The sequence below is a fragment of the Cryobacterium sp. genome (genome assembly GCF_026786305.1).
Classification (GTDB): domain Bacteria; phylum Actinomycetota; class Actinomycetes; order Actinomycetales; family Microbacteriaceae; genus Cryobacterium.
Map to the genome: position 1 here is coordinate 1 of NZ_JAJAYI010000047.1, position 12098 is coordinate 12098.

Genomic DNA, 12098 nt, shown 5'->3' on the forward strand with positions numbered 1-12098 from the left:
ATTAAAAACCCTCGGCGCCCCCCCCACCCCCACAAAAAATAAATATAATACCCCCGGGGGGGGGGGGGGGGGGGGGCCCCCCCCCCCCCCCCCCCCCCCCGCTCCCGCAAATTCAGGAACGTGTCGGTTTAGAGGCCGACGTGCTTGTGATACCGAATAATGCTCGAGAACTCCGGAATATCCAGGCTGGCACCGCCGACCAATGCCCCGTCAACGTTGGGCTCGCGCATGAATGCGGCAATGTTGCCGCTCTTGACCGAGCCACCATAGAGAATGCGGGTCTTGTCGGCCACATCCTGTCCGAGGGTGTCGGCGAGAACGCCGCGGAGCGCAGCGGCAACCTGCTCGGCCTGCTCCGGGGTGGCAGCTTGGCCGGAGCCGATCGCCCACACCGGCTCGTACGCAACGACGATGTCGGCCGCGTGAGTGACAGCGGTGAGGGCGGCACGGAGCTGGGCGACCGGAACAGCGCTCGGACCGTGCACTTTGAGATCCTCGGCGCTTTCACCGACGCAGATCAGCGGCACGAGGTTGTGTTTCAACGCGGCGGTTACCTTGGCAGCCACCTGCTCGTCGGTCTCATTGTGCAGGGTTCGGCGCTCGGAATGCCCGATGATGACGTACTGGCATTCCAGCTGGGCCAGGAAGGCACCCGAGATCTCACCCGTGTAGGCGCCGGAATCCTGAGCGGACACGTCCTGAGCTCCAAAGGCCACCGGAAGCCTGTCGGCCGACACCAGCGTCTGCACGCTGCGCAGGTCGGTGAACGGCGGAAAGACCGCGACCTCGACTGCGGTAAAGTCGTGACCGGCGTCTTTGAGGTTCCAGGCGAGCTTCTGCACGAAAGCTATGGCCTGGAGGTGGTCCAGGTTCATCTTCCAGTTGCCCGCAATCAGCGGTGTACGCCGAGGGTTGATGTTCACTGCCATCCGAGGACCTCCAGTCCTGGTAGACGCTTGCCCTCGAGGAATTCAAGGCTTGCGCCACCGCCGGTAGAAATATGACCAAATTGGTCGTCGTGGAAACCGAGAATACGAACGGCCGCGGCTGAGTCGCCGCCACCGACCACGCTGAGGCCGGTGACCTCGGTGAGCGCGGCAGCCACCGTGCGGGTGCCCTCCGCAAACGGAGCGAGTTCAAAAACGCCCATCGGACCGTTCCAGAACACGGTGTTGGACGCACGGATGATGTCGGCGAACGCCGCCGCCGTGTCAGGCCCGATGTCCAGGCCGAGGCCGGTAGCGCCGAACGGAGTGTTCTCGATTCCGTCAGCTGCGGTGATGACGTGCTCAGCGTCCGCGCCGAACTTCGACGCAACTATGACATCTGTCGGGAGAACAATTTTCACGCCGAGACGTTCGGCTTCGGCAAGATAGCCGCGAACCGTTTCAATCTGGTCGCTCTCCAGCAGGCTGGCACCGACCGTGTGCCCCTGGGCGGCGAGAAAGGTGAACAGCATGCCGCCGCCGATGAGCAGGGAATTCACGCGGGGAAGCAGGTGTCCGATGACACCGAGCTTGTCGCTGACTTTCGAGCCGCCGAGGATGACCGTGTACGGGGCCTCCGGCTTCTCGGTGAGACGCTCAAGCACGTCGAGTTCAGCCGCGATGAGCAGGCCTGCAGCGCTCGGTAGCAGCGACGCGAGATCGAAGACGCTTGCCTGCTTGCGGTGCACGACCCCGAATCCGTCGGACACGAGTGAGTCTCCGAGCAGCGCGAGCTGCTCCGCGAACGCGAGGCGCTCGGCATCCGCTGTGCTGGTTTCACCGGCGTTGAAGCGCAGGTTCTCCAAAACGACGATATCGCCGTTCTGCAGCGCCGCTACGGCCGTGGTCGCTGAGTCGCCGACCGTGTCGGTGGCGAACGCGACCGGGAGATTCACCAGTTCGCTCAATCGAGCGGCAACGGGTTTCAGGCTGTACTTGGCATCAACGGCCCCGTCGGGGCGCCCGAGGTGAGAGACGATCACCACGCGGGCGCCCTGAGCGACGAGGGCGTTGAGGGTGGGCAGTGACGCCCGCACTCGCCCGTCGTCGGTGATCTGACCGTTCTTCAACGGAACATTCAGGTCGAAGCGGACAATAACCCGCTTGCCGCTGAGAGGCCCGAGCGAGTCAATCGTGCGTAACGTCACCGCGCGGCCGTTAGAGTCGCTCGGCGACGAACTCGGTGAGGTCGACGAGACGGTTGGAATAACCCCACTCGTTGTCGTACCAGGACGCAACCTTGACCTGGTCGCCGATCACCTTGGTGAGCCCGGCGTCGAAGATCGAGGAGTGCGGGTCGCCGACGATGTCGCTCGAGACGATCGGGTCCTCGGTGTAGCTGAGGATGCCCTTGAGCGGTCCCTCGGCTGCGGCCTTGTAGGCGGCGTTCACTTCTTCGACCGTCACCGCACGCGAGGCGGTGAGGGTGAGGTCGGTGATCGAGCCGGTCGGAACCGGAACGCGCAGGGCGTAGCCGTCGAGCTTGCCGACGCTCTCCGGAATGACGATGCCGAGCGCCTTGGCAGCGCCGGTCGACGTCGGAATGATATTGAGCGCGGCGGCGCGGGCACGACGCAGGTCATTGTGCGGGCCGTCCTGCAGGTTCTGGTCCGCGGTATACGCGTGGATGGTGGTCATGAGGCCACGCTCGATGCCGAAGTTGTCGAGGAACACCTTTACGAGCGGCGCGAGGCAGTTCGTGGTGCAGGACGCGTTCGAGATGATGTCGTGGATCGCGGCGTCGTAGGTGTTTTCGTTCACACCGAGCACGAGCGTCGCCACGTCGGCTCCGGTTGCGGGAGCGGAAACGATGACCTTCTTGGCGCCGGCTTCAATGTGCTTCTGGGCATCGACGGCCTTGGTGAAGCGTCCGGTGGACTCAATGACGATTTCAACGCCCAGTGCGCCCCAGGGCAGGTTGGCGGGATCGCGCTCGGCGAGCACCTTGATGGCTTTGCCGTTGACAACGATGTTGTCCCCGTCAACCTCAACAGTGGCGTTGAGCCGGCCACCGACAGAGTCGTACTTGAGCAGATGGGCGAGCGACGCGGGGTCGCTGAGGTCGTTGACTGCGACAATTTCGATGTCGCTGCCCTTGGAAAGGGCTGCTCTGAAGTAGTTACGACCAATGCGGCCGAATCCGTTGATGCCGATCTTTACGGACATAAATAGCTCCTGATTGTGAAAAGGCGCCGCGGGGCGCAGTGAAAGTAAAGCGGGAGGGGAACGCTGATGCCCCGATTCGTTCGGGGCACCAGCAGGCTACGAAACTAGCAGGAGGCTACGAAAGGAGCAGGAGGCCGCTCGTGTTCTCGCGTGCGACGGTGAACCGTTCCTGCACGTTTGCCCAGTTGGCGATGTTCCAGAAAGCCTTGACGTAATCGGCGCGCACGTTGCGGTAGTCGAGGTAGTAGGCGTGCTCCCAGACATCGAGCATGAGAACTGGAACGGTTCCGGCTGCGAAGTTGGATTGCTGGTCAAAGAACTGCTGGATGATCAGACGCTGTCCGATGGAGTCCCAGGCGAGGACGGCCCAGCCGGAACCCTGAACGCCGAGTGCTGCAGCGGTGAAGTGCGCCTGGAACTTGTCGAAAGAGCCGAAGTGATCGTCGATCGCCGCAGCGAGCTCGCCGACTGGCTTGTCGCCACCGTTCGGGGACAGGTTCGTCCAGAAGATGGAGTGGTTGACGTGGCCGCCGAGGTTGAAGGCGAGATCCTTCTCCAGCTTGTTCACGTTGGCAAGGTTTCCACTATCGCGGGCGTCCGCGAGCTGGGCCAGTGCCGTGTTGGCGCCGGTGACGTACGCCTGGTGGTGCTTACCATGGTGGAGTTCCATGATGGTGCCGCTGATGCTGGGCTCAAGAGCCGCGTAGTCATAGTCAAGGGTGGGCAGGGTGTATTCGGCCATTACTTATCTCCTTGTGAGTGTTGCCGCCGCACCGGGTGCGGCGGCGTTGTAAGCGACACTTAGTCTACCCGCGGGCGTTGCGACCCACAGAATTCGCGATCTTGAGCGTTATAGGAGCGCCACATCATCGGGGTGAACCGGATAGCCAACGTCGGTTCCTTCGACGCCGAGTTCGATCGCTTTCTTGTCGGCCATGGCGAGCAGGCGTCGGATTCGGCCGGCGACGGCGTCCTTGGTCATCGGCGGTTCGGCGTGGTGGCCGAGTTCGTCGAGGCTGGAGTCGCGAAAGTTCAGGCGCAGGTCTCCGGCGTAACGCAGGTGCTTGGGGATGTCTTCGCCGAGGATATCCATGGCCCGCTGCACGCGGGCGCAGGCTGCGACGGCAGCTTCTGCGGAGCGGCGCAGGTTCGCGTCGTCGAAGTTGACCAGCCGATTCGCTGTGGCGCGCACTTCGCGGCGCTGGCGGAGAGCTTCCCAGTTGAGTACCGTGTTGGTCGCGCCCATGTGCACGAGCATCGCGCCGATGGCGTCGCCGTCGCGGATGACGACGCGGTGCACGCCGCGGACCTCGCGTGCCTTCGCCGCAACACCGAGGCGTCCGGCCGCGCCCACGAGCGCCATAGCGGCCTCGTTGCCGGGGCAGACGACCTCGAGAGCCGCTGAGCGGCCCGGATCGGTCAACGTACCGTGGGCGAGGAACGCTCCGCGCCAGACGGCGGCGATTTCTTCTTTCGAACCGGTGGTCAGCCGGTTCGGCAGACCGCGAATCGGTCGACGGCGGGCATCCAACAGGCCAGTCTGACGTGCCAGTGTTTCGCCTCCCTCGATCACCTGTACGAGGTAGTGGCTGGACTGACGGATGCCGGTGGCGGCGATGACCTGCATGGCACTGCGCACGCCGTAGAGTTCGGCGAGGTCCTTACGGACCCGTCGGGCCAGGATCGCGGTATCAAGTTCGGATTCGATCGCGATGCGGCTACTGATCATGTGCAAACCGCCCGAGAACCGGAGGATTGTGGCCAGTTCGGCCGCGCGCACGGTGGTCTTGGAGACCTCCACGCGCGAAAGTTCATCTTTAACGTCGGCGGTGAGTGCCAATCGCTTTTCCATTCTGTTGATCCGTTGCGTTAGGTCTGAGTGGTGAGAGCCCGGAGGAGCAGCGGCTGCTGCTCCCGGCCTCGCTTATTCGCGTCCGAGGTCGCGGTGTTTGATATTGACCGCAACGCCGGGAAGTTTTTCGAGCCGAGACGCCAGTTCTCTGGCCATGGCGACGGAGCGGTGTTTGCCTCCGGTACACCCGATGCCGATGGTGGCATGGCGTTTGTTCTCTCTCTGGAAGCCAGCCAACACCGGCGCCATGGCGGCGGCGTAGTGGTCGATGAAATCGAGGGCACCAATTTGGGCAAGTACAAAGTCTCTCACCTCCGGATCGACGCCGGTGTGCGCGCGCAGCTCGGGGATCCAGAACGGGTTCGGCAGAAAGCGGGCATCCGCGACCAGATCGACGTCCGTCGGCATGCCGTATTTGAAGCCGAAGCTCATGATGGTCAGCTGCACACCCGCGCGTCCCTCGGCGGCAAACCGCTCGGTGATCGTCGTCGCGAGCTGGTGCACGTTGAGGTCGGAGGTGTCAATGACGAGGTCGCTGGACTCCCGAACAGCAAGTAGGCGGAACCGCTCGGCCGCGATCCCGTCGAGAAGCGTTCCGTCGCCCTGCAGTGGATGCGGCCGACGCACGGATTCAAAACGGCGCACGAGCGCGTCATCCCGGGCTTCAAGGAAGATCACCTGCACCTGGGCGCCGCTGCGCAGCTGCTGCACGGTCTCCAGAAAGTCACCGAACAGGTCGCGGCCCCGAATGTCGACAACCGCCGCGATTCTGGGCAAGTTGGCGCCGGCCCGTTCGACCAGATCGACCAGCGGCCGCAGCATTTGCGGTGGAAGGTTATCAACGACGTACCAGTCGAGGTCCTCTAAGGCGTTGGCGACGGTGGATCGTCCCGCCCCGGACATTCCCGTAACGATCAGCACTTCCTGCTTGTCGGGGTCCGTAGTCATTCGTTGAAAGCGCCTTAATGAGAAGTGGGTGGACTATCAAGCCTACCCAGCGCCGGGGCGTTCCGGTTCCTTCAGGCGCGCAGGTGGGCGTGGATCGACTCGGCCAGCACCGGGCCGATGCCGCGAACATCCGCTATTTCCGCCACGGAGGCAACCCTGAGTCGCGCCACCGACCCGAAATGTTGTAATAATACTTTCACCCGAGCCGGCCCGAGTCCGGCGATTTCACCCAGAATCGAGGAAATGTCTTTCTTGCGTCGGATGCGCTGATGCGTAATCGCGAACCGGTGTGCTTCATCGCGGATTCGCTGGATCAGAAACAATGCGTCACTGTTGCGCGGCAGGATCACCGGGTAGTCGGAGTCGGGAAGCCAGATTTCTTCCAGTCGCTTGGCGATTCCGCACAATTGAATGCCGGTCACGCCGGACTCGGCGAGGGCACGTTTGGCGGCGGCAACCTGCGGTTGGCCGCCGTCAACGATGAGCAGGTTCGGCTGGTATTTGAATTTGGCGCGCTTGTGCTCGATCTGGGCGATGTCGGTCGGGTCGACAGCGGCGACGACGCTCGGCGCTGGACCTGCGGCATCCGCTGGCGCGGACTCGGGTTTCAAGTAGGCAAGCCGTCGAGTCAGAATCTGGTAAATCGAGTCAGTGTCGTCGGACGATTCGGGAATATTGAAGCGGCGGTATTCGTCCTTGCGGGGTAGCCCGTCTTCGAAGACGACCATCGACGCGACGATATTGGTGCCGCTCAGGTGCGACACGTCGTAGCACTCCATGCGCAGCGGAGCGGCCGGCATCTCAAGGGCGTCCTGGATGTCTTCGAGCGCCTTGGATCGTGCCACGAAGTCGGAGCTCCGCCGCGTCTTGTAGAGCATGAGCGCCTGTTTAGCGTTATTGGTGGCCGTCACGAGCAGGGCCGCCTTTTCACCACGCTGGGCAGCGACGAGACGCACCTTGCGACCGGCCAGCTCGGCCAGCGAGGCTTCGAGGGCTTCGGCGTCGTCGGGCAGCTCCGGGAGCACGATCTCCCGCGGCGGTCTGGTGTCGTGGTTGTAGGCCGTCTGCATCATGGAGTCGATGAGTTCACTCATGGTGACGTCGAGTTCCTTGTCGACCATCCATCCGCGAACACCGCGAATGCGTCCGCCGCGCACAATGAACAGCTGAACGGCGGCCGCGAGTTCGTCTTGCTCGACGGCGAAAAGGTCAATGTCGACGTTATCGCGCAGCACGACCGCACTCTTCTCGAGCACGGCGTTGAGGGCCCGCACCTGGTCCCGTCGCTTCGCCGCGATCTCGTACTGTTGGGCGGCCGCGGCGTCTTTCATCTCCTGGGTGAGCTCATTGATGAGCTTCTTGTCGTGGCTGCCCATGAAGCTCACAAATTTGTTCACGATTTTGCGGTGATCTTCGATGGACACCAGGCCGGAGCACGGACCGAAACACCGCCCGATCTGGCCGGCGAAGCACGGTTTGCCGCTCTGCGTCGCCCGCTTGTAGTTGGCATTGTTACAGGTGCGGATGGGGAAGGCTTTGAGCATGAGCTCGATGGTTTCGTGCACGGCCCAGACTTTGGGGTACGGTCCGAAATAGCGTGCGCCCTTGATGCCCTCGGTGCGGGTGACCAGGGCGCGCGGTGCCTCGTCGCCCAGGGTCACCGCCAGGTACGGGTAGGACTTGTCGTCCTTGAACTGCACGTTGAACGGGGGATCGAACTCATTGATCCACATCCACTCGAGCTGCAGAGCCTCGACCTCGGTGCCGACGACGGTCCACTCCACGCCGGTCGCGGTGGTCACCATGCGTCGTGTGCGATCGTGCAGGCTGCTCAGCGGTGCGAAGTAGTTGCTCAGGCGCGCCCGTAGGTTTTTGGCCTTACCGACGTAGAGGATGCGCCCGGTTGCGTCACGAAACCGGTAGACCCCCGGGGTCGTGGGAATCTCGCCCGTTCTGGGGCGATAGCTCAGGGCGTCAGACATGGCCGAGCGGCCGCCTAGCCGGCAGCCAGGACCTCCTTCAGGAAGGTGCCGGTGAAGCTCTTTTTAACCGTGGCGATGTGCTCGGGGGTGCCGACGGCGAGTACCTTGCCGCCGCCGGAACCTCCCTCGGGACCGAGGTCGATGACCCAGTCGGCGGACTTGATCACGTCGAGGTTGTGCTCGATCACGATGACGGTGTTGCCCTTGTCGACGAGGCTGTTGAGCACGAGTAGCAGTTTGCGCACGTCTTCAAAGTGCAGCCCGGTGGTGGGCTCATCGAGCACGTACACACTGCGCCCGTTGGACCGACGCTGCAGCTCAGTGGCGAGCTTCACCCGCTGCGCTTCGCCACCGGAGAGGGTGGTGGCGCTCTGGCCCAAGCGCACATAGCCGAGGCCCACCTCGACGAGAGTTTTGAGGAAGCGGTGGATCGACGAGATCGGTTCAAAGAAATCGGCCGCCTCGCTGATGGGCATGTCCAGTACCTCGGCGATGTTCTTGCCCTTGTAGTGCACGGTGAGCGTGTCGCGGTTGTACCGGTCTCCCCCGCACACCTCGCACGCCACGTAGACGTCGGGCAGAAAGTTCATCTCGATCTTGATCGTGCCGTCCCCGGAGCAGGCTTCACAGCGTCCGCCCTTGACGTTGAAGCTGAACCGTCCGGGCAGGTAGCCGCGGGTTTTTGATTCGATGGTTTCGGAGAACAGGGTGCGAATCTTGTCGAACACTCCGGTGTAGGTGGCCGGGTTGGAGCGCGGGGTACGGCCAATCGGCGCCTGGTCGACGTGGATGACCTTGTCGAGCTGCTCCAGCCCGGTCACGCGGGTGTGCTTGCCTGGCAGCTTGCGGGCACCGTTGAGGCGGTTGGCGAGCACCCGGTAGAGAATGTCGTTGACGAGCGACGATTTGCCTGAGCCGCTGACCCCGGTGACGGCCGTGAAGGTGCCGAGTGGGAACGTCACCGATACCTTCTGCAGGTTATTGACCTCCGCACCGGTCACACCGATCATGCGTTCCGGGTCGATCGGGCGGCGGGTCTGCGGAGTGGCAATGGACTTGCGCCCGGCCAGGTAGTCGCCGGTGAGTGATTTCGTGTTCGCCAGCAGACCTTTATAGGAGCCGGAGTGCACGACGTGACCGCCATTGACCCCGGCGCCCGGGCCGATGTCGACGATCCAATCGGCCGTTTTGATGGTGTCTTCGTCGTGTTCGACCACGATGAGCGTGTTGCCGAGGTCGCGCAGGGTGACCAGGGTTTCGATCAGGCGACGGTTGTCGCGCTGGTGCAGGCCGATACTCGGTTCATCGAGCACGTAGAGTACCCCGGTGAGGCCCGACCCGATCTGGGTTGCCAAGCGGATGCGCTGCGCCTCACCACCCGAGAGGGTCGCCGCGGCCCTGGACAGGTTGAGGTAGGTCAGTCCGACCCGAATCAAAAAGTCGAGGCGCGCGCGAATTTCGCGCAGCACCTGCGCGGCGATGACCGCTTCCCGGTCGGTCAGGGTCAGCTTGGCCATGAACTCGCGGGCGTCGCTCAAACTGAGTGCGCAGACATCGGCGATGCTGTGCTCGTGCACGAGCACAGCGAGTACCTCGGGCTTGAGCCTGGTGCCGTTGCAGACGTGACAGTCGACCTCGCGCAGATATTCCGCCCATCGCTGACGCTGCGTGTCGCTCTCGGCCTGCAGGTACTGGCGTTCGATGTAGGGCACGACACCCTCGAAACCCGAGGTGTAGCTCATTTCACGGCCGTAGCGGTTCTTCCACTTGACCCGCACCTCAAAGTTGTCGCCACGCATGACGGCGTTCTGCACCTCACCGTTCAGATCGCCCCACGGAGTGTCGAGGGAGAAGCCGAGATCGCGAGCGAGGCCATCGAGCAGCTTTTCGTAGTACTGGAACAGGCCTTTGCCCTGGGTGGTCCAGGGCAGTACGACGCCCTCGGCGATGCTTAGATCGGGGTCGCCGAGCAACAGGTCTTCGTCAACGGACATTCGGGTGCCAAGGCCGGAACATTCCGGGCAGGCGCCGAACGGGGCGTTGAAGGAAAAGGTGCGCGGTTCGATTTCGGTCAGCTGCACCGGGTGGTTGTTCGGGCAGGACAACTTCTCGGAGTAGTTCTGCCAGGCCTTGTCGCCTTCTTCGTCGAGAAAGTTGATCTGCACGAGGCCGTCGGTGAGTTTAAGGGCAGTTTCGAGTGAGTCGGTGAGGCGGCTGAGCAGCTCGGGGCCGGCCACGAGCCGGTCAACGACGACGGAGATGTCGTGCTTCTGCTGCTTTTTGAGCACGGGCGGTTCGCTCAGCTGGATCTGGGTGCCATCGACGATCGCGCGGGAGTAGCCTCCGCCGGCGAGTTCCTGGAACAGGTCGACGAACTCACCCTTCTTCTGCGAAATGACGGGGCTAACCACCTGATATCGGATGCCAGCCTTCAGCTCCATGAGCTGGTCGGCGATCTGCTGCACCGTCTGGGACTGGATGACCTCGCCGCAGATAGCGCAATGCGGCACGCCGATACGGGCCCAGAGCAGGCGCATGTAGTCATAGATTTCGGTGATCGTACCGACCGTGGAGCGCGGGTTGCGGTTGGTTGACTTCTGGTCAATCGAGACCGCCGGGCTCAGCCCCTCGATGAAGTCGACGTCGGGCCGGTCGACCTGGCCGAGAAACTGCCGGGCATAGGCCGAGAGCGACTCCACATAGCGGCGCTGGCCCTCGGCAAAGATCGTGTCGAAGGCGAGGGACGACTTGCCCGAGCCCGAGAGCCCGGTGAAGACGACGAGCGAATCGCGCGGAATCTCCAGATCAACGTTGTGGAGGTTGTGTACGCGGGCTCCGCGCACACTGAGTTTCGGACCTGTTTCTACCTTCGTAATCGACACCCATCGAGTCTATGCAACGCCACCGACAGTCTCGTACCGGAGGCGCCATTCATCCGCGGATTGCGCTCATGGCACGTGTGCCGCCATTGCCCGGTTGCAACGAGTCCCGCTTTCGTAGACACGCGCCACGAGATCACACGTCTAGCTGCCGGGTATGTATATACTCGGTACTTATTAGCCGTATGAATTGCCGGAGGCCGTATGTCTGTTCGCCAGAGTCTGCTCGCCATCCTGAACCAGGGGCCGTGTTACGGCTACCAGCTCCGGGCCGAGTTCGATCGTCGTACCGGGTCGACCTGGCCGCTCAACGTCGGCCAGATCTATAACACGCTCGACCGCCTTGAGCGGGACGGCCTGGTGCAGAAGGCCGATATCGACGCCGGTGGCCAGAACTATGTCGAGATCACGGCCGCCGGACGCGCAGAGGTCGCCGATTGGCTCGGCTCCCCGGTCGTGCGCACGAGGGCAACCCGCGACGAGCTCGCCATCAAGCTCGCGATCGCCGTGACGCTGCCGGGCGTGGACATCGCCCACGTGATCCACGTGCAGCGCAGCGCGACAGTGCGCACGCTCCAGGAGCTGAACCGTACGAAAAACTCAACCACCGACCCAGGATCATCTGAGCAACTCGCCTGGCTGCTCGTGATCGACTCGCTCATCTTCGCAACGGAGTCAGAGGCGCGCTGGCTCGACCACTGCGAGGCCCGGCTGGCACGCGCGGTGGGCGCCGGAACAGCCGCTCCCCTGCCCCTGAACACCGAGGTGCCCAAGCGGGGCCGCCCGGCCAAGGCTGCTGCTTCAACGGAGGCACCCGCAGCGCATATGACGGCAGCGCAGGGGCGCTCATGACCGACGACGTGCTGGTGACGTGCTGCTGAGTCGTGACGGCGTCTCGATACGGTACGGTCGCGCCGAGACCGCGATCACAGCTCGGGCCGGGGTCGACCTCACCGTTAGGCGCGGCTAACTCGTCGCGGTGATGGGGTCATCCGCTTCGGGTGAATCGGCCCTGCTGACCGTGGCGGGCGGGCTGACTCCACCGACCAGCAGCGAGGTCGTCATCGAGGGCAACAGGCTCAGCCAGGCGATCGTGATCGGCTGAGCCAGGGTCTAACCGGCCCGGTAGACCGGTGAAGTCGTGGGGGGGGGGGGGGGGGGGGGGGGGGGGGGGGGGGGGGGGCGGCGGGGGGGGGGGGGCCGGGCCGGCCCGGGGGGCCGGGGCCCGGCGGCCGGGGGGGGCGCCGCGGCGCGGGGCGGCCCGACCCCCCGCGGGCGGGGGCCC

The 12098-nt window shown here is 63.8% G+C and carries 10 protein-coding genes; 2 read left to right on the plus strand and 8 right to left on the minus strand.

The genetic code is table 11. The features are described from left to right. Nucleotides 1-128: 128 nt before the first annotated feature. The 8 genes from tpiA to uvrA form a co-directional block, all read right to left on the minus strand. Nucleotides 129-929: a triose-phosphate isomerase gene (gene tpiA / locus LH475_RS05080; RefSeq protein ID WP_196844287.1), complete on the minus strand. Its 801-nt coding sequence runs from the start codon at nt 927-929 to the stop codon at nt 129-131. Next, complete coding sequence (locus LH475_RS05085; protein WP_297413033.1) at nt 920-2134, minus strand: phosphoglycerate kinase; 1215 nt, start codon at nt 2132-2134, stop codon at nt 920-922. Before LH475_RS05085 ends, tpiA begins: the two co-directional genes overlap by 10 nt. A gap of 10 nt (nt 2135-2144) precedes the next feature. Then, a complete protein-coding gene (gap, locus tag LH475_RS05090) occupies nt 2145-3152 on the minus strand; it encodes a type I glyceraldehyde-3-phosphate dehydrogenase (protein ID WP_196844285.1) in 1008 nt (335 codons plus the stop codon). A 115-nt stretch (nt 3153-3267) separates the two neighbouring features. Further along, complete coding sequence (locus LH475_RS05095) at nt 3268-3894, minus strand: superoxide dismutase (RefSeq protein WP_297413034.1); 627 nt, start codon at nt 3892-3894, stop codon at nt 3268-3270. Nucleotides 3895-4002: 108 nt separating this feature from the next. Then, nucleotides 4003-4992 (minus strand): DNA-binding protein WhiA, encoded by a 990-nt coding sequence (gene whiA, locus LH475_RS05100; RefSeq protein ID WP_196844371.1) that lies wholly within the window; start codon nt 4990-4992, stop codon nt 4003-4005. An 84-nt stretch (nt 4993-5076) separates the two neighbouring features. Further along, a complete protein-coding gene (gene rapZ / locus LH475_RS05105) occupies nt 5077-5952 on the minus strand; it encodes an RNase adapter RapZ (RefSeq protein WP_196844283.1) in 876 nt (291 codons plus the stop codon). A gap of 71 nt (nt 5953-6023) precedes the next feature. Beyond that, nucleotides 6024-7934 (minus strand): excinuclease ABC subunit UvrC, encoded by a 1911-nt coding sequence (gene uvrC / locus LH475_RS05110; RefSeq protein WP_196844282.1) that lies wholly within the window; start codon nt 7932-7934, stop codon nt 6024-6026. Between the two features lie 14 nt (nt 7935-7948). Then, nucleotides 7949-10816: an excinuclease ABC subunit UvrA gene (gene uvrA / locus LH475_RS05115; protein WP_196844281.1), complete on the minus strand. Its 2868-nt coding sequence runs from the start codon at nt 10814-10816 to the stop codon at nt 7949-7951. A 201-nt stretch (nt 10817-11017) separates the two neighbouring features. Between uvrA and LH475_RS05120 the strand changes: the two genes are divergently transcribed. After that, on the plus strand, nt 11018-11665 hold the full coding sequence (locus LH475_RS05120; protein ID WP_196844280.1) for a PadR family transcriptional regulator: 648 nt from the start codon (nt 11018-11020) through the stop codon (nt 11663-11665). Between the two features lie 127 nt (nt 11666-11792). Continuing rightward, nucleotides 11793-11918: a hypothetical protein gene (locus LH475_RS05125; protein WP_297413036.1), complete on the plus strand. Its 126-nt coding sequence runs from the start codon at nt 11793-11795 to the stop codon at nt 11916-11918. Nucleotides 11919-12098 lie beyond the last annotated feature (180 nt).